We start from the raw sequence: 20069 nt of genomic DNA, 5'->3' as shown, positions 1-20069 counted from the left end.
CACGGATGGACAACCCTCGTGAGGACACCCCCACCGACCAGTACCGCACGCGCGGCGCCTTCACCCTCTCCGCCATCCGCGCGGACGCCGAGACGCAAGGGATGGAGGCCGGCTTCGCGGCCGTCCACGCCGAGCTGAAGACCAAACATCGCGAGCAAGAGGACCTGGAGGAGCAGGTCCAGGTGCACGAGGCCGTGATCTCCGGCTGCGACCGCGTCGTCGATCGGCTCGTCCGCTCCTTCGACCTGCGCCTCTTCGACCTCTGCAACAAGAACCGGGACGACCCGCGTTATCGTCGATATTTCCCCGAAGGTCTCCGCTCCGTGACGGAGGCCGACGCGCGCGAGGTCGAGCCCAAGAGGGTCCGCGCCCTCCTCAAGGCCCTCGACGAGGACAAGGACAAGCCCGGCTTCACGCCGCTCCACGGCGAATACTCCGCCCGGCTCCTCGGCGCCGTGGAGGCCGTCGAGGCCGCGGACGCCGCGTGCACGAAGGTCGAGGAAGAGCTCGCGTTCTTGAAAGAGAAGACGATCGCGGACGTGAAGCGCCGCTGGGTGGAGGAGCGAATCAAGCTGCACGCGGACCTGACGAAGAAGTTTCCGAACGACGCCGCGCGGGTGGAGTCGTACTTCAGCCGATTCGCGAAGCCGCGAAAGAAGAAGGGCGCCACGAGCGAGGGGTGATCCATGAAAACGCTTGCAACTTCGATCCTGGCCCTGTGTCTCGTCGCCTGCGGTCCCGATTGGAATGGCACCTTCGTCGGGGACCTCTCGCAGAGCGGCCATTGCTCCGATGGTTCGTCCGTCCCCGAAACGGAAGAGACCCTCGAACTGACCTTGTACGACAATGGCGATACCGTGGCGTGGGACGCCGCGTGCGGCGCCACGGTCATCGCCGACGTGGAGGGGGATGTCGCGCAGGTGCGTCAAGCCAGTTGCCCCGCCGAGACGATCGACGGGACGACACGAAGCCTGACCATCAAAAGCGGTACCCTCACGCTGACCGACACGTCGCTGCGGGTGAAGCTCGAGTTGACGGCGACGCTCTCGGGCGCCTTGACGGCGACCTGCGCGCTGAACGCCGAGGGCAGGCTCGCGCGTCTGGAGGACTAGGCACCTCGCGCCTGGGACGTACCCACCCACGCCCCACCGTCCCCCACGCTTCCCCTGCCCCAAGCCGCCCGTTTGCGCTACCTTGCGCGCCCCATGTCCCAGACCCGCGACCTCCTGCTCGAAATCGGCTGCGAGGAGCTGCCCGCTTCGTTCGTCGACGCCGCGCTCCGCGCGCTCCCCGATCTCCTGAAGAAACGCCTCTCGGATCTGCGCCTCGTGCACGGCGCGATCCACGCGCTCGGCACGCCGCGCAGGCTCGCCGTGCTCGTCTCCGGCGTCGCCGAGCGCCAGCCGGATCTCGAAGAAGAGGTCACGGGTCCGCCCGTCAAAGCCGCGTTCAAGGACGGCGTGCCCACGAAGGCGGCCGAGGCGTTCGCGTCGAAGATCGGCGGCGCCGTGGCCGATCTGCGCCGCGTCGAGACGCCGAAAGGCGAGTACCTCGTCGGCACGCGGCGCGAAGCCGGCAAGGCCGCCGCCGCGCTCCTGCCCGAGGCCCTCGCGCAGATCGCGACGTCGATCCCCTTCCGCAAATCGATGCGCTGGGGCGCGGGGGACTTCGCGTTCGGCAGGCCGATCCACTGGATCATCGCGCTCTTCGGCGAGGACGTGCTCGACGTCGAGGTCGCCGGCGTGAAGAGCGGGCGCGTCACCTACGGCCACCGCTTCCTCGCGCCGGGCATGATCTCGATCGGCTCGGCCGGCGCATACGTGGACGCGCTCCGCACCGCGCACGTGCTCGTCGATCCCGAAGAGCGCGCGCGGAGGATGCGCGAACGCCTGCTCGAAGCCGCGAAGTCGGCGGGCGGCACGCTCATCGAGGACGACTTCCTCATCGAGGAGAACCTCTCGCTCGTCGAGGAGCCGCACGTGATCGTGGGCGGCTACGGCGACGAGTTCCTGGAGCTGCCCGAGCGCGTGATCCTCGCGGTCGCCAAGGGCCACCAGCGGTACTTCGGCCTGCGAGGGCAGGATGGCAAGCTCCTGCCGAAGTACCTCTCGGTCGTGAACACCGCCGAGAACCCGGGGAACATCCGGCGCGGCAACGACAGCGTGATGCGGGCGCGGCTCTCGGACGCGCGCTTCTTCTATCGCGAAGACGTCAAGGTGCCCCTCGCCGAGCGGCGCACGAAGCTCGCCGGCATCGTCTTCCAGAAGCGGCTCGGCACGATGCTCGGCAAGGCCGAGCGCGTCGAGCGGCTCGCGCGTGAGCTCGGCCTTTTGCTCCAGCTCCCCGAGCCTACGATCATGGCCGCGGTGAGCGGCGCGCACATCGCGAAGTGTGACCTCGTCTCGCTCATGGTCGGCGAGTTCCCCGAGCTCGAAGGCGAGATGGGGCGCTCCTACGCGCTCGCGCAAGGCACGAGCCCCGAGGTCGCCGACGTGATCCGCGAGCATTACCAGCCGAAGGGCGCGCAGGAAGCGACGCCGCCGTCGGACGCGGGCGCGCTCGTGTCGATCGCGGATCGGCTCGACACCATCGTCGGCTGCTTCGCCATCGGCCTCACGCCGACGGGCGCGGCCGATCCCTACGGCCTGCGGCGCGCGTGCCTCGGCATCCTGCGCACCGTGCTCGATCGTGGGTTCGACCTGCGCCTCTCGGACGCGTTCCGCGCGGCGTACGACGGCTACGGCGGCGTCTCGCTCGACCTCGGGCCCGGCGAGCTCGGCGACAAACTCGGCGACTTCTTCACCGAGCGCCTGCGCGGCCTGCTCGAAGCGAAGCTGCCGAGCGACGCGGTCGCGGCGGCGTTGCCCGTTGCTTCGGATCGACCGCTCGACGCGCGGGCGCGGGCGACGGCGCTCGCGGGCCTCGACGCGGACACGCGTGCGCGGGTCGGCGAGGTCTTCAAGCGCGCCACCAACATCGCGAGCGGCGCGTCGGCCGGCACGCCGACCCCGCCGCGGGCCGAGGATCATGCGAGCGAGAAGGCCGTTCACGACGGCTACCAGTTGCTCGCGGCCAAGCTCGTCGATCTGCGCCGCGTGGGCGATTATGCGGGCGCGCTGCGCGAGGTCGCGAGCTTCGCGCCGCTGCTTCACCGCTACTTCCTCGACGTGTTCGTCATGACGGACGACCTGCCCGTCCGCGAGAATCGCCTGCGCCTCATGCGGGCCATCAGCGAGACGTGCGCGACGATCGCGCGGCTGGAGCTGCTCGGCGAACGGAAAGAAGCCTGACGGAAGGCTGTCCTCTCCTCTGCTAAGGTCTCGGGGCAGCGACACCTCCCGCATGAACCCCGACCTCGTCCGACTCGGATTCACCCCCTCTTTCGCCGGCCATTTCACCGCGCACGCCGCGGAGCATGCGGCCCCGCGGCTGCCTGCCCGCGTCGTCACCGAGCACCGGGGCGCCTACCGCGTGCACGACGGGACGAGCGAGCGCTGGGCCGTCATCACGGGCCGGCTGCGGCATGAAGCCGAGAGCGCGCTCGACATGCCGGCCGTCGGCGATTGGGTCGTCCTCGACGAGACGCCGGACACCGAAGGACGCGCCGTCATCCAGGCGATCTTGCCGCGTCGCACGGCCTTCGTTCGGCGCGCGGCGGGCCTCGACAAGAAGCCGCAGGTCGTCGCGGCCAACGTCGATCACGTCTTCCTCGTGAGCTCGCTCAACCGCGACTTCAGCCCGCGAAGGCTCGAGCGTTACCTCGCGCTCGCCCGCGAAAGCGGCGCCGAGCCCGTCATCCTCCTGAGCAAAGCCGACCTCGTCGATCCCGGCCCTGCGCTCGAAGCGGCCGCGGCGATTGCGCGCGGCGTGCCCATTCATGCGTCGAGCTCGCTGACGGGCGAGGGCATCGAGATCGTGCACGGCTACCTGCGCGACAACACGACCGGCGTGCTGCTCGGCTCCTCCGGCGTCGGCAAATCCACGCTGATCAATCGCTTGCTCGGCGAGGATCGCCTCGCCACCTCGCCGGTCCGCGACGACGACGACAAGGGCCGCCACACGACCGTGCGGCGCGAGCTCGTGGTGCTCCCGACGGGTGGCATCGTGATCGACACGCCGGGCATGCGCGAGATCGGCCTCTGGGACACGGGTTCGGGGCTCGACGAGGCCTTCGACGACGTCGCGGCTCTCGCGGCCCATTGCCGCTTCAGCGATTGCCGTCACGAAAAAGAGCCTGGATGCGCCGTGCAGAAAGCCGTCGCGGAGGGCGCGCTCTCGGCCGATCGGCTCGCGAGTTACAAGAATCTTCAAAAAGAAGGCGATCGGCTCGAAATGGCCTCGGACCCGCGGGCGCGTACCGAGGAGATTCGCAAAAACCGCGTGCAGGCGCGCGCATTGCGGGCGCACCTCCAGAAAAAGCGCGGCTGACCCGCATTCGCTGCCCCTTGCGCTCGCCCCACGATCGAGGCGACCATACCGCCCATGCACGTTGCCTTCGTGGTGCACATGGTGAAGGGCGCAGACGCCGATACGCTCCTCTCGGAAGAGACCAAGCGTGATACGCAGGCCGTCGTGATGTCGCTCGACGACGCCGGCAAGATGGGCTTCTCCACGTCCGGAATCACGGCGAAGCCCGGCCAGGAGGTGAACATCATCATCGTCGCCCGCCGCGACGCGCCCTGGGTCCGCCGTCAGATCGAAGCCCACGATCACGTCGCGGGCTTCCACGAGGTCGACGTCAACCTCGCCTGAAGCGCTCCTACGCGAGGAACGACGAAAGCAAGTCGGTGACACGCGCCGCGCCTTCGATGTGCGGCGTGTGCCCGAGCCCCGGCAACATCACGAGCCGCGCGTGTGGCATCGCGGCCGCGGCGCCGATCGCGATCGGCGCGGGCAAGAACGGATCACGCTCGCCCCACACGAGGAGCGTGTCGGCGTCGATCCGTTGGAGCTCCGACGATCGTTCGTACGCAGGGCCGACGATCGGCAAGAGCGCATCGAACGCCCGCACCGGCGGCGCCTTGCCGCCGAGCACGGAGAAGAGCTCGACTTCGAGGCGCGCGAGGCGTTCGCTCCACGCATCTCCCTGCGCGGCACGCGGCAACGCCAGGGCGCCGAGGGTCCGCGCGATGCGCTCCGGCCCGAGGCGAAAGAGCGCGCGCGACCGCAGGCTCGCAAAGGGACCAAGCCCCATCGAAGCGACGAGCGCGAGCTTCGGCGGCCGCACATGCCCGCCGAGCACGAGCTCCAGCGCGACGAGCCCGCCGAGCGAGTGCCCGACGAGCGACGCCTCCGCGAGGCCGAGCTCACGCACGAGCGCGGCGATGGGCTCGACGAAAAAACGCGCTGCCGCGTCGCGATCCTCGCCGCGAAACGGCAGCGACGACGAGTGACCGAACCCGGGCAAATCCACGGCGATCACGCGATGCGAGCGCGCGACCTCCACGAGCGCCGGCGCCCAGATCGTCCCCGCATCCCCTCGCCCGTGCAGGAAGAGCACCGGCGCGCCTTGCCCGCCTTCCAGCGTCCGCAACGTCACCGGCGGCAGGGCCCTTCGCTTGACCTCAAACGAATCGCCGAGCGACGCGAGGATCGCGGCCTCGACCGGGCCCGGCCGTGACACCACCGCGTGGATGTCCGTCACCGCTCGTCCCTCTTCCGCGCGAGCACACGCGTATAGAGCTCGCGCCGCGGACGGCCTGACACGAGCGCGAGCTCGTCGGCGATGTCCTTCGGCCGACGACCGCGCGCGAGGTGCTCGTCGATGAGCCGATCGAGTTCTTCCTCGCCGACGAGCGGGCCTTTCGGCGCCTCGCCCGGCCCGATCACGATCGTCACCTCGCCGAGCGTCTCGCGCGCGGCAGCGATACGCGCAAGCTCGGGGAGCGGGCCACGCAGGATCTCCTCGTGCATCTTCGTCAGCTCGCGCGCGACCGCGCCGGACCGGTTCGGCAGGCTCGTCGCGAGATCGGCGAGCGTCTCGGCTGTGCGCTCCGGCGACTCGAAGAGCACGACCGACTCGGGCGTCGCGCGCACGAGCTCGAGCGCGTCGCGCCGCTCGGGCCCCTTGCGCGGCAAAAAGCCGAGGAACCGAAATGCGCCCGTGCACAGGCCCGACGCCGAGAGCGCCGCCATCACCGCGCTCGGGCCCGGGATCGGCACGACACGCACGCCGGCCTCGGCCGCCGCGCGCACGAGGTCCGTGCCCGGATCACTCACGACGGGCGTGCCCGCATCCGTCACGAGCGCGACGTCTTCCCCCGCCAGCAATCGCTCGACCACGCGCGCCACGTCGTGCGCCGAGGCATGCGCGTCGAGCCTGTCGATCGGCTTGCCCGTGATGCCGAGGTGCGTGAGCAGCCCGCGCGTCCTGCGCGTATCCTCGGCGGCCACGCGGGCCGCATTGCGGAGCGTCTCCGCCGCACGTGGCGACAGATCACCGAGGTGGCCGATCGGCGTGGCCACCACGGAGAGCACCCCTCGCTCGGGCGCGCCGCTCACGGCCTAACTCGCGCCGCCGACAGCGTCGCCGAGCTCCTCGCGCAGGTACTCGCGTAGCTTCGTGGTCAGCCGCGCTTCGAGCTGCCGCACGCGCTCGCGCGAGATGCCGAACTCATCGCCGAGCTCCTGGAGCGTGAGCGGATCCTCGGCGGCCATGCGTTTGTCGAAGATGATGACGTCCTTGCCCTTCAACGTCTCGCGGAACTTCGCAAGACGCTCGCGCACCATCTCGGCCATCTCCTGCGACTCGAACGCGGCGTCCGGGCCCGTCGTGTACGAGGGCATGAGATCGATCCGCGACACGGAGCGACCTTCGCTGTCGCCGACAGGCGCGTCGAGCGAAGCCTCGCCGCTCGACAGGCGCCGATCCATGTCGACGACCTCGCTCTCGTCCACGGAGAGCCGCCGCGCGATTTCGCCGGCCGTGGGCTCGATGCCCATCGCCGAGAGCCGCGCCTTCTCTTTGTTCAGGTTGAAGAAGAGCTTGCGCTGGGCCTGCGTCGTCCCGAGCTTCACGAGCCGCCAGTTGTTCAGGATGAAGCGGAGGATGTACGCGCGGATCCACCACGCCGCGTACGAGGAGAGCTTCACGCCGCGATACGGATCGTAGCGCTTCACGGCCTGCATCAGGCCGATGTTGCCCTCCTGGATCAGGTCCATGATGTTCTTGTAGGCGCGGCGATACTCGTACGCGAGCTTCACCACGAGCCGGAGGTTCGCCGTCACGAGGCGCGCGGCCGTCTTCACGTCCTGCGTCTCGGCGTAGTGCCGCGTGAGCTTCTGCTCGTCCTCGGGCGTGAGCAGCGGATGGCGTTGCACCTCGCGCAGGTAGGCCTGGAGCGGATCGGTGCGCGAGAGCGCGGCGTCGCTCTTCTGCGAGCCCTTGCGCTCCACGAGGGGCATCTTGCCGAACGAACCCGCATCCGCATCGTCGTCGACGATCTCGAAGTCGGCCTCGACCACCTCGCCGTCCGCGCCCTCGGGCTCGGCCGCGCGATCCTCGTCGTCCCCCGCGCCATCGGCGCCATCGGCGCCATCGGCCGGCTCGGCGCTCGTGGCGGAGGCTTCGCGTTCGGCTTTCGCCGCGGCGGATGCGTCGCTCCGCTTGCCTCGCTTGGTCGCCCCGCCCGCCGAGGCGTTCGTCGTCTTTTTACCCGGCTCGGTCTTCTTGGTGGCCACCCAGTACCTCTTGCGGGCATTTTCTTAGTACACGTGGGCGGCGGCGCGCCACCTGTGGTTCGCGGCATGGCAGGAACGTGCTAGAGCCCCCCCTGCGTGAGCACTTCCGCGCCGCCTCCGCCCCCGTCCTCGTCCGCGCGCAGGCGCACGCTTCGGCCCTGGTACCTCGTCGCCGCGATGATCCTCGCATGGCTCATCGGCGTGCAGGGCCTCTCCGAAGCGTTCGCGACGCTCGTGTACCTGCGCGAGGGCAACCTGCCCGACGTCGCGAGCTTGACGTCGAACCTGAAGGACGCCGCCGAGCCGATCGAGTCGCTCATGGCCCTGCAGGAAGCCGCGCGTTTGCGGACGCTCGGCGAGATGAGCCACCTCGCCTTCCCGCTCTCCGTGGGCCGCTTCCTGCTCTCCGTGCTCCTCGTCATCGCGAGCGGCATGGCCATGAGCGGCAGGCCCGGGGCGCGCATGCTCGCCATCCAGGCGCTCCTCGCGAACGCCGCGCTCGCGACCGTGACGTTCTGGCTCCTCCGGGACGCGCGGTATGCGTGGGTCGACTCCGTCATGCGCGTCGGTGACGTCTTGCCGGCGCTCCCCTCGAGCGCGCCTGCGGATCAACGCGAGGCGTGGCCGCTCCTGCTCGACCGGCGCCTCTGGCTCTGGCTGCCGCGCGCGCGGCTGATCTTGTTCGACGTGGGGGCGCTCGTCCTCGCGACGATCACACTCACGAGCCCGCGCACGAAGGCGTTTTTCGAAGCGGTCGCGGCCGCGCAAGAGCAGACCGAGGACTCGTGACGCAGCCGCTCGGGCGTGTCCACGTTCTTCCGGACGACCTCGCCAACCAGATCGCCGCCGGCGAGGTCGTCGAGCGCCCCGCGAGCGTGGTGAAGGAGCTCGTCGAGAACGCGCTCGACGCCCGCGCGCGCAGGATCCGCGTCGACATCGAGGGCGGCGGCGTCACGCTCGTGCGCGTCACCGACGACGGCAGCGGCATGGACCGCAAGGACGCCACGCTCGCCGTCCTCCGTCACGCCACGAGCAAGATCGGATCGATCGACGACCTGCGCCGCATCCAGAGCTTCGGCTTCCGCGGCGAGGCGCTTCCCTCGATCGCCAGCGTCAGCCGCTTCTCGTTGCGCACACGCAAGCCCGAGGACGACGAGGGCACGCTCGTCCGGATCGAGGGCGGGAGCCCCGCGGACGTCGGCCCGTGTGGCGTCGCGGCGGGCACGAGCATCGAGGTGCGCGACCTCTTCTTCAACGTCCCGGCGCGGCGCAAGTTCCTGCGCGCCGTCAGCACGGAGAGCGCGCACGTCACCGAGGTCGTCGAGGCGGCGGCGCTGTGCCGGCCCGACGTCACGCTCGTCCTCGCGCGGGACGGACGTGTGGCGCGCGAGTGGCTCCGCACGCAGAGCCGCGAAGAGCGCGCGCTCGACGTCTTCGACGACGAGCCCCTCGCGGCGTGCCGGGGCGAGCGCGGCCCGCTCGCGGTCGAAGCGTTCCTCTCGCGGCCCGAGCGCGCGCGCGCGGGCGCGACGCGGCTCCTGTTTTTCGTGAATGGCCGTCCGGTCAAGGACCGCACGCTCGCGCGTATGGTCGCCAATGCCTATGGCAGCGTGCTCGAGCCGGGCCGTTATCCGGTCGGCGTCGTCCACCTCGACCTGCCGCCCGAGCTCGTCGACGTGAACGTGCACCCGCAGAAGGCCGAGGTCCGATTCGCCGACGGCCGCGCGATCCAGGACGCGCTCTACAAGATCATCGCCGCCCCACTGGCGCGCGCCTTTGGTTTGCCCGCGCCCGGCGCCTCGCCGTGGGCGCATTACCACAAGAATCGCGCGGAAGAGCGCAGCCTCCCGCCCGAGCCCGCCACGCCCCCGCCGCCGGCGACGGCATTTTTGCCCGGGCTCTTCGGCAAGGGCCCCGCATCGGCCCCTGCCGATGCTTCCGGCCCTGCTCCCTTCGGCCAGCGAAAACAAAAGCCGGTGGACGAGGCCACGCCGCCGGTCACGACCTGGAATGGCTCGGGGGAGCTGCCGCTGCCGGAACCTCGGAATGGTCCTTCGGGACAAACCATTCCTTCCGCGCCCGAGCCGGACCCGTGGGGCCTCGCCGCGGATACGCCGCCGCCTCTGCCGGTTCCGACCCCGACGCCGCCGCCGATCGCCGCCCCTCCCCGCTCGATGCCGTATCCGACGGCCGAGGAGCGCGCGCAGACGGCCGACCGACCGGGCGCGTTCGGCTCGCTCTCGTTCGTCGCGCAGGTCCGCCGCACGTTCCTCGTCTGCGAGGGGCAAGACGGCCTCTTCGTCCTCGACCAGCACGCGGCAGCCGAACGCGTCACCTTCGAACGCCTGCGCCGCTCGTACGAAACACGCGCCGTCGCCTCGCAAAGGCTCCTGATCCCCGAAATGGTCACGGTCACGGCCGAAGAGGCGGCGATCATCGAGGAAGCGCAGGACGCGATCACCCGCACGGGCCTCGACGTCTCGTTGCGGGGCATCCGCGACGCGGCGATCACGGCCGTCCCGCAGATCCTCGCCGCTCGCGCGACGCCCGCCGTCCTCTTGCGCGATCTGCTCTCGGAGCTCTCGCGCGTCGGCGAGCGCGCGTTCTCCGGCGCGATCGACCTCGCCCTCGCCACGATGGCCTGCCACGGCTCGATCCGGGCCGGCGACGCCGTCTCCAAGGAAGAAGCCGAGGCGCTCTTCCGCGCGCTCGACGAGGTCGATTTCGCCGGCCATTGCCCGCACGGCCGCCCCGTCGTGATGCGGATCCGGTGGGCCGAGCTCGAACAGAAGGTCGGGCGGCGCTGACCGGCCGGACGAAGAACCAAGCTCTTTCGCGCATGTAGCGCCTGCCCGAATTTTTTCTGTTGTCCCCGGCCGCCCTCCGTCGCCCATGGAGGGGAGGGCAACCGATGACACACGTGATCGCTGCAGGACGGGCCCACGGGTGGGGGGCGGTGGACGACGCGCCTCGGAAGCTCGGCCCGGACGAACGCGCCCAGGAGGCGCTCGCGTGCGGGGATCGCCGCGGCGCGCTCGTCCTTCTCATGCAGGAATACGGCGCCGCCATCCACCGGTATTGCCATAAGGTGCTCCGGAGCCGCCCTCTCGCAGACGACGTGCACCAGCTCGTCTTCATTCAGGCCTTCGAGGACCTCGGCACGTTCTCTGGCTCGAACGGATTTCGGCCGTGGCTCTATGCCATTGCGAACCACCGATGCCTCGACGCCTTGAAGGCGAACCGCAGGTGGTTCGCGCGCTTCGTCTTCGGCGAAGAGCCGCCCGAAGAAATGGACGCGGCGCCGTCGGCCGAGACGCAGGTGGCCGCGCGCGACCTGCCCGAGGCCCTGGAAGCGTGCCTCGGCAAGCTCAAGCCACACGTGCGCATCGCCGTCGTGCTCCGGTATCAGGAAGGTTTTTCGTACGAGGAGATGGCGCGCATCTGCCGCGAGAGACCCGCCACGCTCCAGGCGCGCGTCGCGCGCGCCATGCCCTTGCTCCGTCAATGCCTCGAAAACAAAGGGGTCGATCCGCGATGAACACCATGGCCATGTGCGACCGCTTCGAGCGTGATGGAATCCTCCAGATCGAGCGGGGACAACCCCTCGACCCGCATTTCGCCGATTGCGCCGCCTGCGCGACCGCGCAGCGCAAATACGAGCGTATCCTCGCGGCGTTGCCCCACGCCGAGCCCGAGGTGCAGCCGCCGATCGGGTGGCAGGCGCGCGTGCTCCGCGCGAGCGATACGAATGCGGAGCCTGCCCCGCGAAAGGCGCCCGCGTCGCGCCCCCTCGCGCCGGAGATCGCCTTTTCCCTTGGCATCGCGGCGCTGCTCCTTGCGGGTGGCCTCGGCGTGGGCAGCCGCGATGTGGCCGTGGACGTGACGGGCGAGCCTGTCGTCGAGCCGAGGGTCACGGTCCTCGAAAACGAGCCGGACACCCTTTTGCCCACGCCCGAGCCCCTCGCGCTCGCCGTGCCGACCGGAGACGGGAGCGAAAACGCGGAGCCCCCGCGCGCCCCGAGGCCCGTCGCGCCCGCGCCTCCCAGGGCGCCGTCGCGGCAGGACGAGCCCGCGCCGCCGCCGGCGCCCGAGACCCGCGCCGAGTCCGAGGCGCGCAACGAGGCAAAGGCGCCCGCTCCGGAGCCCGCGACGAACGCCGAGCCGATCCAGGCGCCGAGCCGTGCGCGCAGCTATGCCCCGAAGATCGTTCGTCCTGCCAAGCTCTACGGATTCGATTTGAAGTACCCGCGCATGGCGGCGTATGAGCGTGTCCAGGGTGAGGTCAGCGTCCAGTGCACGATCCGCGCGGACGGCAGGAACACGAATTGCAGAATCCTGCGGGGCCTGCCTTTCCTGGACGAGCCGATCCTCCAGGCCTTGAGCGCGAGCCGGTCCGATCCGATCACGGTCGACGGCCGGCCCGTCGACAACAGCGATCACATCTGGCGCATCTCGATCACCCTGCGCGAAGGAAACGACCAACCGGCGACGGCCCGCGGCGTGCCCCTCGTGCGCTGGAAGAACGGGATTTGACGCCGCTGCTCTGACGCCGCTAACGCCGGTTTGGCACGAGGAACCCTTGTGCGTCGATCGAGACGGCACGCTCCTTCAAGAGGTGCCCCACGGCCCGCTTGAAGGCCTTCTTGCTGAGCTGAAAAAGGGACCGGATTTGCTCCGGGCTCGACCGATCGCCGACGCGCGGCGCGCCTGGGCGCCCGAGCACCGCGAGCACGCGCGCCGCGTCGTTTTCGATTTCCTCGTGCGCATGTCCCCGCAACGAGAGCTCGAGCTTCCCGTCGGGGAGGATGTTCGCCACGCGGAAACGCGCCGCCTCCCCGCGGGAAAGCCCGTGCGGCTCGTACGCCGGGACCAATCCGACGACCCGCCGTTCCAGAATGACGAACAGGCCGATGTCGGGATCATTCCGCCACGCCTCCCCGTCGATCCATGCGTCGAGATCGTACTCGCCCTGATCGCGCAAGAGCTCGCTCACGCGCATCGTCCCGGCGAGCCGCCCCCGACCGTCGAGGAACAATCCAATCGGATGCCGCTCGCCCACGCGCACATCGCGCGTCTGCTCGCCGTACGGCACGAGCAGCTCCTTCACCAGGCCCCAATCGAAAAACGCCCCGTACCGATTGACGTCCGTCACCTGCAGGAAGGCGACCTCGTCGAGCGTCACCTTCGGCGTGCGTAACGTCGCGATGGGCCGGTCGTCCGAATCGAGATACACGAAGACGTGGAGCTCGTCCCCTTCCTTCGTGCCTTCGGGGACCTCGCTGCGCGGCAGGAGCAAGACCGGCGCATTCGGGCGCAGGTCCTTCGAATCGACGGCGAGGAATACACCCGGCGGCCCCAGGCGCCGCACGGGCAGGGTCACGAATCGGCCGAGGAGATCGTCGTAAGGCATGCGGTTTGTCGCGAACGGCCTTTACTTGGCCGGCTTCGCCTCCTTCGGGAGCGGCGCCACGGTGCCGAGGTCCCATTCCTCTTGGATCGGCGACTCGTTGTCCTTGAAGGCCAGCACATACGCGAGGCCACCGTCGAACACCTTCTTGACCGTGCAGGCCCCGAAGCGCACGACGTCCTCGGTGAGGCACGGCGCGCCCACCGCCAGGGGCTTCGAGACGTCGATGGGCGTCAGGTTCGACGCCCTGACCTTGTGCACGCGCCGCCCCTCGCGCGCCCCGTATCCATTGCCGAACTGCGTCTCGACCGTGACCCAGGCGTCCTCGCCGCTCACCAAGAAGACCTGCGCGGCATACGACGTATCGGTGTCCGGGCCGCCCTCGAAGCGCACCATCGCGTAACTCCCCATGCCGAGCGGCGCCTCGAACGCGAGCACCTCCTCCAGCGGGAGCTTCTCCTTGCGCAGCTTCTTCATGAACCGGAGCGCGCACGTCGCCGATTTCGCGTCCACGGCCTCGATACGCCCGACCCAGTGGCTTTGCCCGAAGTTGCAAATCGCGAATGCGCCCTTCTTGAGCCCCTTCGGCGGCGCCGCGGGCCGCGCGAGCGCCGCCGGCACCGCGTACTTGTTCCCCCGCTCCTCGTAGACGACCTCGTTCGCGTCGGCCTTCGCGACGGTGACGAGCTTGATCCGGACCGCGCCGAACGAATCCTTCGTCTCCTTGAGGCTGCCCATATTGGGCGCGACGACCCACGCCTTCGGCGTCGTGATGGCCGCGCCGGTCTTCGGCCCATCCCAGAGCGCCCAGCGACGAACCCCATCCGGGCCATCCGCGTCGTGCACGAGCCCCTTGGGCTTCTCGGGCTCGGCCGCTGGTTTGGCCTCGGGCGCAGCGGTCGGCGTCGCCGTCGGAGCGGCCGAGGGAGCGGCGCTCGGCGTGGTCGACGTGGCCATCGCCGGGTCCGCCGGGGGCGGGTTTTCCGCGGCGGACCCGCCGCAGGCGGCGACCGAGAGGGCGAGGGACGCGACAATCGCGGGAGAAACGAGCTTGCGGTAGGACATCTCGCCCGCGGACCCTAGTCGAGGGGGCTGCGCATCGCAATGGTCCCCGAGGGGCCGTCCTCGACCTAGTCTTTCGGCCAGACGACCCCGCGCTCGCGCAGGTCCTTCACGGTGTCGGAGAGCGTCTCGATCGCATCCCGCGGCGAAAAGCCGAGCTCCCGCGTCGCCTTCTTCGCGTCGAGGTACCAGTAATGCTGGCTCATCTCCGCGCTCACCCGGTCGATCGGGCTCTCGGTGTTCATCCGCTTGGCGATCCGCTCCATGATCTCGGCGCCCGCCTGCGCCAGGAGCAAGCTCTTCGGCGCCTTCACGCTCGGGCCCTTCACGCCCGTCACGCGCTCGAGCATCCCGAAGAACGCCTCGAACGTCAGGTTTTTCGCGCCAAGCAGGTATTTTTCGCCCGCCCGGCCCTTCTCCATCGCCGCCACCATCGTCGCCGCGGCGTCGCGCGCGTCCACGAATGAGAGGCCGCCGCTCGGGATCATCGGCACGCGCTTCTCCATGAACTTCACGACGTCGCCGGTCGACGAGCCGAGCACGTCCCCAGGCCCGAGCAGGAGCGAGGGATTGACCGACACGACCTCGAACCCGGGCCCGCTGCGGTCGAGCCCCGCGCGCTCGGCATAAAGCTTCGACCGGTAATACGGCCAGCGCGCGATCACGTCCTGCGGCGCGAGCGCCGTCTCGTCGATGACCTTCGCCTCGCGGCTCACGGCCATCGTGCCGCTCGTGCTCGCCAGGACGACACGCCGCACGCCCGCAGCCCGCGCCGCGTCGAGCGTGATCTTCGTGCCCTCGACGTGCACCCGGAAGAGCGCCTCCGCGTCCTCCGGCCGCCGCGAGACCCGGCCCGCGCAATGGAAGAGCCCTTCGCAGCCTTCGGCCGCGCGCTTGACGCTCGCGGCGTCGAGCACGTCGCCGCGCGCCACGGAAAAACCCTCTTTTCCGGCGAAGCCCGCGGGCTCCTTGCGGCAAAGCGCCACCACCTGGTGACCGCCCGAGAGCAGCACCGAGACGAGGTGACGTCCGAGAAACCCCGTGGCACCCGTGACGAGATAGCGGCTCATACGAGATCGAATACCTTCTGGAAGGTCAAGAGCAGCGAGATGTCGTTCGATTTCACGGCGCCCGACATGAACTCCATCGGGCTCGGCGTGTAGCCCTCACGCACGATCTTGAGGAAGATCTCCGGCGACGTCTTGAGCACGCAATCGGCCGCGGCGCCCTCGGGCTTGCCGATCTTCGCCTCGCACTTGTTCGGCTCGACGCGCAGCGTCCACTTGGCCTCGTTCTCGTTGCCGAGCGTGAAGTAATACGTGACCGGCGCGGTCACGCGGTTCGGGACGAACTTCGTCTCGAGGTCGCGGAACAGGAGCACGAGCGGGTGCTCCTGCTTCGGCGTCGCCTCCTCGATCCGGTCGATGTGCCGGATGTCGAGCACCTTGCCCTCCTTGAGGAGGACCACCGCCTGCCGCGTCAGCTCCGCGACCTTGCGACACGCCACGGTCGTCTTCATGCCGGCCGTGAGGCGCTTCAGCTCACGCACCTCGAGCGGCGGCCCGACGCGCGCCACGAGGTCGCGCTTCTTCAGGAAATTCGCACCCTTGGGCAGCGCCTCGTAGGTTCCGCCCAGCCAAACCGGCAGGATGTCCACCTCGTGGTGCAGCGCGAGGTGGCCGATCGCCGCGCCAAACTCGTGAATCTGGCCGTCGGTGCTCCGCGTGCCCTCCGGGAAGATCAGGATCGTGTTGCCCTGATCGAGCAGGTCGCCCGCCTGGCGGAGCGCCTGCCGGAGGCCGCCCTTGCGATCGAAGGGCGCGAGGTTCGTCAGGTTCTCGAAATACGCACGGCGCCATTTCCCCGACTCGAAGAAATAGTCCTGCGCCGCGAGCGAGACGAGCTCGTCGCCGTACGCGCCGAGGGCGTACTTGACGAACCCCATGTCGAGGTGGCTCGCGTGGTTCGAGGCGACGATCGTGTTCCGGTTGTGCGGGATGTAGGCCCTTCCGTAGACCTTGGGGTGCATCACCCGGTCGTAGAAGTTCATCTGGGCCTTCCCGAGGAGCTGCTTGGCCATGTCGGCGAGCGGCTTCGGGAACTTGATCGGCTCGTCCTCGCCTTCGTCGACCTTCGCGAGCTCGACCTCGTGCGCCGCCTCGCCGCCGATCTCGACGACGAGCGCCTCCACGTCGCCCACCGTGTCGCAACGCGAGAGCCGGTCGGTGTCGATCGCCCGGCCCGTCTGCGCTTCGAGCGCCGCCGCGAGCTCCATCGCCATGAGCGAGTCGAACCGGAGATCGCCCCGGAGGCTCATCCCCGGCGTGAGATCAGCCGACTTTTTGTTCGCGATCGTAGCGATCGCGTGGCGCGCCGACGCGCTCGTCGCCTGCCCCGCGCCCTCGCCCGCGGGCATGGCCGACGCGCTCGCGAGCTTCGCGAGCACGCTCTTCACCTCGCTGCGCTTGACCTTGCGGGTCGCGGTGCGCGGCAGGTCGTGATCCCACAGGTGCACGACCGACGGCTGCGCGACCTTCGGCAGCTTCTGGAACGCCTCGCGCAGCGCCTTCATCGCGCGCTCGTGGCGCTCGGCGCGGGAAGGACGCTTCTCGCCTTCCGCGGGCTCGCCCTCGTCCCGCTCGGGCACGGCGAGGCACGCGACGCGCTCGCCGCCCTGCCCGTCGTCGATGCCCACGATCGCGATCTCGCGGACGTGCGGGGTGCCGCCGAGGAGGTTCTCGACGTCGTCCGGGTACACGTTCTCGCCGCTCGCCGTGACGATGACGTCCTTCTTGCGGCCGACGATGACGAGGCGGCCCTTCTTGTCGAGCTTGCCGAGATCGCCCGTGTGCAGCCACCCGGCTTCGTCGATCGCGGCGCTCGTCGCCTCCTCGTTGCCTGCGTACCCGAGCATCACGTTCGGGCCGCGCGCGAGCACCTCGCCGACGCCGCCCGCGTCGGGTTTGTCGATCTTGATCTCGACGTTCGGGATGGGCTTTCCGACCGTGCCCGGGCGCAGGCCCGGCGCGGCCTTGGCCACGGTGAGCACGGGCGCCGCCTCGGTCAAACCGTAGCCCTCGCTGAGCGGCAAACCGAGGCCCCGGAAGACGTTCGCCGTGTCCTTGGGCAACGCCGCGCCGCCCGAGATCAGGAAACGCACGTTGCCGCCGAGCGCCTTGTGCACCGTGCCGAAGAAGAGGCGGCCGAGGTTCAGGCCGGCCTTCTCGCCGAGCAAGCGGTTCAGCTCCAGGGCCCAGTCGAAGGCCGCCGCGGCCGCGGGCCCCTGCTCCTTCACGCGCGCGGTCACGCGGCGCTCGAGCATCTGCCAGAGCGCGGGCACGCCGACCATCGCCGTGATGCGTCCCTCCGCGAGGCCCTTCGAGACACGCTCACCGCTGAGCTCGCCGATGTAGATGATGCGCGTGCCGCGCGAGATCGGGAGGAGCAAGCCACACGTGAACTCGAACGTGTGGTGCAGCGGCAAGACGCTCAGGATGCGGTCGTGCTGGGCGAGCGGGAAGATCGGCGCGAGCGAGGCGAGCAGCGCCGTGAAGTTGTCGTGCGAGAGCATGACGCCCTTCGGATCGCCCGTCGTGCCGCTCGTGTAGATGATGCTCGCGATGTGCTCGCCCTTGATCGTGACCTCGGGCGGGGGCAGTTGTTCGTGCCCATCGGGGTCCGCGAAGCTCGGGAGATCGTAGACGCGGAGCTCGGGGAACGAGGCGCGCGCGCCCTTGCCGCCCTTGCCCTCGACGAACGGATCCCAGAGCGCGATGCGCGCCCCCGAGGAGCGGAGGATGTTCGCGAGCTGGCGCTCCTCCAGCGCAGGATCCACGGGCACCGCGACCGCGCCGGCGCGCAGGATGCCGAAGTACGCGACGGGCCACGCAGGCTGGTTCTCGCCCGCGAGCAGCACGCGATCCCCCGGCTGAACCCCGACCGCCGCGAGGCGCGCAGCCGTGGCGAGCATGCCGTCCCGCAGCTCGCGAAACGTGGTGCGCGTGAGGCCCTCGTCCGTGAGGAGCTGCAGCGCGACGGCGTGGTCGTGCCGCTCGGCCATCTCCTCGATGAGATCGATGAGCTGGTCGTACTTGCGCAGGGCCTTGAGCTGTTTGTTCTGCTTCTCGTCGATGAGCGGGAAGACCCACTTTTCGAGGCCCGGAATGTGGATCTCCCACATGAACCAGCGCCAATCGAGCTTCTCGGGCTCCCAGTAGAACTTCGCGCGCTCCTCCTCGGGCATGCGCGCCATCGCCGCGCGCGTGTTCGCGCAGGAGAACACCCAGTCCGCCTCCGCGACGAACGGGAGGAAGATGTCCATCACGCCGGCCATCTTCTCCTCGGCCTTCGCCGCGCTGAGGAGCATGTCCGACGCAGGCTTGAGCAGCGGCCGCACTGGCCCGCCCGCGAGCTTGCCGAGCACGCCGCCGAGCGTGTTCATCGCCTTCGCGATCTGGTGCGAGCCGTGCTGCTCGTATTGCTTCTTCGTGAGGCCGACGGGCTCGAAGTACGCCTTGACCCAGTCGAAGAGCGCGCTCCGCTTGCCCTCATACGCGAGCTTGCGCTTGTAGAGGCCCATGAGCTCGTAGTACCGCGTCATGCGGCAGCCGTTCGTGTCCGTCGTGCCGTACTGGTACACGGCCGGCGCCTTGCCTTCGAGCAGCTCGCAAAGCGAGGCGATCATGCCGCTCGTGACCATGTCGCAGGGGATGATGTCGAGGTGGACCCGGTGATCGCCGGGCATCTGCACCTGGCCCTGCATGGCCATGTAGATGAACGGCGCGCTCGTGTTGATGCCCTCGTTCCAGCCGGGGAACGGATAGACGCACGAGGACTCGATGACGGCCGGACGTACGATCGTGTACGGCACGCCGCTCGCCGCAAGGACCTGCTCGCCGATGCTCTTCGTGTACGTGTAGATGTTCGTCCAGCCCCAGAACTGCGCGCGCTCGGTGCCGGCCTCGGTGAGGTGGTTCTCCGTGAAGCGGCGCTTCACCTTGGCGAGCTCGGCGTCGAGCGCCGTGCCGCGGCAAGGCTCGCCGCGCGCCTGGAGGTTCTCCTTGGCCTCGTCGAGGAACGCGCTCTGCCGAAACGCATCCTCGCAGCGGTGGCGCGCCTGCTTGATGAGGTCGAGGCACTCGTCGATCTCGCGCTGCGGATCCCAGTGCGAGCGTTCGAGCGTGCGCTCGGCGATGCCCGCGCCGAACCAGGTCTCACCCTCGGCGCGCGGGAAGGGCACCTCGCGCGGGTCGACCTCCTCGATGAGGCCGGAGCGGTAGCCCGCGACGTAACACGTGCTCGTGTGCAGGACGGGCGCCCCGAGGCGGCGGGCGAGCGAGACGAGGTTCGTCACGCCGAACGCGTTGACCTCCAGCGCCTCGTCGAGCGGCGGGTTGAAGTCGACGACGCCCGCGACGTTGACGACCGCGTCGATCGTGCCGTCGATGCGCGCGAGCAGGTCCTTGTCGAGCCCGCACTCGTGGTGGACGATGTCGCCCGCGATCGCCGTGATCTTCTGGGCCACCCAGGCCTCGAACTCGGCGCCCGGGTGCGCTTCGCGGATCGGGTCGAACGCGGCGGAGGTGGCGATCTGCGACCAGAACCGCTCCTCGGCGGACTGGCCCGCCTTGGGCCGGACGAGCAGGTAGAGATGGCCGATCTCGGGGAACCGATGCAGCAGCATCGAGACCCAGACCTTGCCGAGGAAGCCCGTCCCGCCGACGACCACCAGCCGCTTGCCGGAGAGGACACGCGAAGGGAGCAGCGGGGTGCTCTGTGCAGCTCCGTTCACCGCTTGGGGGCTATGCCCGGCGGTGCCGGGCTGCGCCGCCCCCAAACCCCCAGTCGTCTCCGTCTCGCTCATGGAATTCGCCTCGTTTCCCCCCCGTGAGAGGGAGAGGATTTCGGGTCCCGCGCCGAT

Annotated in this window: 16 protein-coding genes; 9 read left to right on the top strand and 7 right to left on the bottom strand. The window is 69.7% G+C overall.

Annotated features, from left to right (window positions below; translation table 11 throughout):
- Positions 1–5: 5 nt before the first annotated feature.
- From E8A74_RS01745 to E8A74_RS01725, 5 genes are all read left to right on the top strand, one after another.
- Positions 6–683 (top strand): hypothetical protein, encoded by a 678-nt coding sequence (locus E8A74_RS01745; protein ID WP_136927114.1) that lies wholly within the window; start codon positions 6–8, stop codon positions 681–683.
- Between the two features lie 3 nt (positions 684–686).
- The gene (locus E8A74_RS01740; protein ID WP_136927113.1) at positions 687–1112 is read left to right on the top strand and encodes a hypothetical protein; all 426 of its coding nucleotides are present in this window, start codon (positions 687–689) and stop codon (positions 1110–1112) included.
- A 93-nt stretch (positions 1113–1205) separates the two neighbouring features.
- Positions 1206–3290, top strand: coding sequence for a glycine--tRNA ligase subunit beta (gene glyS / locus E8A74_RS01735; protein ID WP_136927112.1), 2085 nt, complete (start codon positions 1206–1208; stop codon positions 3288–3290).
- A gap of 52 nt (positions 3291–3342) precedes the next feature.
- Positions 3343–4428, top strand: a complete 1086-nt coding sequence (gene rsgA, locus E8A74_RS01730; protein WP_136927111.1) for a ribosome small subunit-dependent GTPase A — start codon at positions 3343–3345, stop codon at positions 4426–4428.
- Between the two features lie 54 nt (positions 4429–4482).
- Entirely contained in the window at positions 4483–4752 is a 270-nt protein-coding gene (locus tag E8A74_RS01725) for a hypothetical protein (RefSeq protein WP_136927110.1), read from the top strand.
- Between the two features lie 7 nt (positions 4753–4759).
- On the opposite strand, the gene E8A74_RS01720 is transcribed toward E8A74_RS01725, so the two are convergent.
- The 3 genes from E8A74_RS01720 to E8A74_RS01710 are packed head-to-tail and all read right to left on the bottom strand — an operon-like array spanning position 4760 to position 7680.
- Positions 4760–5644 (bottom strand): alpha/beta fold hydrolase, encoded by an 885-nt coding sequence (locus E8A74_RS01720; RefSeq protein ID WP_136927109.1) that lies wholly within the window; start codon positions 5642–5644, stop codon positions 4760–4762.
- Positions 5641–6501, bottom strand: coding sequence for a 16S rRNA (cytidine(1402)-2'-O)-methyltransferase (rsmI, locus tag E8A74_RS01715; RefSeq protein WP_136927108.1), 861 nt, complete (start codon positions 6499–6501; stop codon positions 5641–5643). The genes E8A74_RS01720 and rsmI overlap by 4 nt, the downstream gene beginning before the upstream one ends.
- 3 nt (positions 6502–6504) lie before the next feature.
- Positions 6505–7680, bottom strand: a complete 1176-nt coding sequence (locus E8A74_RS01710) for an RNA polymerase factor sigma-32 (protein ID WP_136927107.1) — start codon at positions 7678–7680, stop codon at positions 6505–6507.
- 96 nt (positions 7681–7776) lie between these two features.
- Between E8A74_RS01710 and E8A74_RS01705 the strand changes: the two genes are divergently transcribed.
- From E8A74_RS01705 to E8A74_RS01690, 4 genes are all read left to right on the top strand, one after another.
- Positions 7777–8469 carry a hypothetical protein gene (locus E8A74_RS01705; RefSeq protein WP_136927106.1) on the top strand — a complete coding sequence of 231 codons (693 nt, stop codon included), beginning with the start codon at positions 7777–7779 and terminating at the stop codon, positions 8467–8469.
- Positions 8466–10487: a DNA mismatch repair endonuclease MutL gene (mutL, locus tag E8A74_RS01700; protein WP_136927105.1), complete on the top strand. Its 2022-nt coding sequence runs from the start codon at positions 8466–8468 to the stop codon at positions 10485–10487. Before E8A74_RS01705 ends, mutL begins: the two co-directional genes overlap by 4 nt.
- Positions 10488–10636: 149 nt before the next feature.
- Positions 10637–11218, top strand: a complete 582-nt coding sequence (locus tag E8A74_RS01695) for an RNA polymerase sigma factor (RefSeq protein WP_170228773.1) — start codon at positions 10637–10639, stop codon at positions 11216–11218.
- The gene (locus E8A74_RS01690; protein ID WP_170228772.1) at positions 11215–12213 is read left to right on the top strand and encodes an energy transducer TonB; all 999 of its coding nucleotides are present in this window, start codon (positions 11215–11217) and stop codon (positions 12211–12213) included. The genes E8A74_RS01695 and E8A74_RS01690 overlap by 4 nt, the downstream gene beginning before the upstream one ends.
- A 19-nt stretch (positions 12214–12232) precedes the next feature.
- Here E8A74_RS01690 and E8A74_RS01685 read toward each other — a convergent pair whose 3' ends face one another.
- The 4 genes from E8A74_RS01685 to E8A74_RS01670 all read right to left on the bottom strand — a co-directional run bounded on the left by E8A74_RS01685 (position 12233) and on the right by E8A74_RS01670 (position 20012).
- Positions 12233–13090 (bottom strand): CvfB family protein, encoded by an 858-nt coding sequence (locus tag E8A74_RS01685; protein WP_136927102.1) that lies wholly within the window; start codon positions 13088–13090, stop codon positions 12233–12235.
- A 21-nt stretch (positions 13091–13111) separates the two neighbouring features.
- Positions 13112–14152, bottom strand: a complete 1041-nt coding sequence (locus tag E8A74_RS01680; RefSeq protein WP_136927101.1) for a hypothetical protein — start codon at positions 14150–14152, stop codon at positions 13112–13114.
- Between the two features lie 65 nt (positions 14153–14217).
- On the bottom strand, positions 14218–15219 hold the full coding sequence (locus tag E8A74_RS01675) for an NAD-dependent epimerase/dehydratase family protein (RefSeq protein WP_136927100.1): 1002 nt from the start codon (positions 15217–15219) through the stop codon (positions 14218–14220).
- A complete protein-coding gene (locus E8A74_RS01670) occupies positions 15216–20012 on the bottom strand; it encodes an AMP-binding protein (RefSeq protein ID WP_136927099.1) in 4797 nt (1598 codons plus the stop codon). Before E8A74_RS01670 ends, E8A74_RS01675 begins: the two co-directional genes overlap by 4 nt.
- Positions 20013–20069 lie beyond the last annotated feature (57 nt).

Origin of the sequence: Polyangium fumosum (assembly GCF_005144585.1) — a bacterium.
In the GTDB taxonomy this organism is placed as follows: Bacteria; Myxococcota_A; Polyangia; order Polyangiales; family Polyangiaceae; genus Polyangium; species Polyangium fumosum.
The sequence above is the reverse complement of the archived record's forward strand: the minus strand, read 5'-3'. Positions and strand labels throughout refer to the sequence as shown.

Coding starts and splice junctions, on each gene's coding strand:
- E8A74_RS01745 (WP_136927114.1), top strand. CDS start 6: ATGGACAACCCTCGTGAGGACACCCCCACCGACCAGTACCGCACGCGC.
- E8A74_RS01740 (WP_136927113.1), top strand. CDS start 687: ATGAAAACGCTTGCAACTTCGATCCTGGCCCTGTGTCTCGTCGCCTGC.
- glyS (WP_136927112.1), top strand. CDS start 1,206: ATGTCCCAGACCCGCGACCTCCTGCTCGAAATCGGCTGCGAGGAGCTG.
- rsgA (WP_136927111.1), top strand. CDS start 3,343: ATGAACCCCGACCTCGTCCGACTCGGATTCACCCCCTCTTTCGCCGGC.
- E8A74_RS01725 (WP_136927110.1), top strand. CDS start 4,483: ATGCACGTTGCCTTCGTGGTGCACATGGTGAAGGGCGCAGACGCCGAT.
- E8A74_RS01690 (WP_170228772.1), top strand. CDS start 11,215: ATGAACACCATGGCCATGTGCGACCGCTTCGAGCGTGATGGAATCCTC.
- E8A74_RS01685 (WP_136927102.1), bottom strand. CDS start 13,090: ATGCCTTACGACGATCTCCTCGGCCGATTCGTGACCCTGCCCGTGCGG.
- E8A74_RS01680 (WP_136927101.1), bottom strand. CDS start 14,152: ATGTCCTACCGCAAGCTCGTTTCTCCCGCGATTGTCGCGTCCCTCGCC.
- E8A74_RS01675 (WP_136927100.1), bottom strand. CDS start 15,219: ATGAGCCGCTATCTCGTCACGGGTGCCACGGGGTTTCTCGGACGTCAC.
- E8A74_RS01670 (WP_136927099.1), bottom strand. CDS start 20,012: ATGAGCGAGACGGAGACGACTGGGGGTTTGGGGGCGGCGCAGCCCGGC.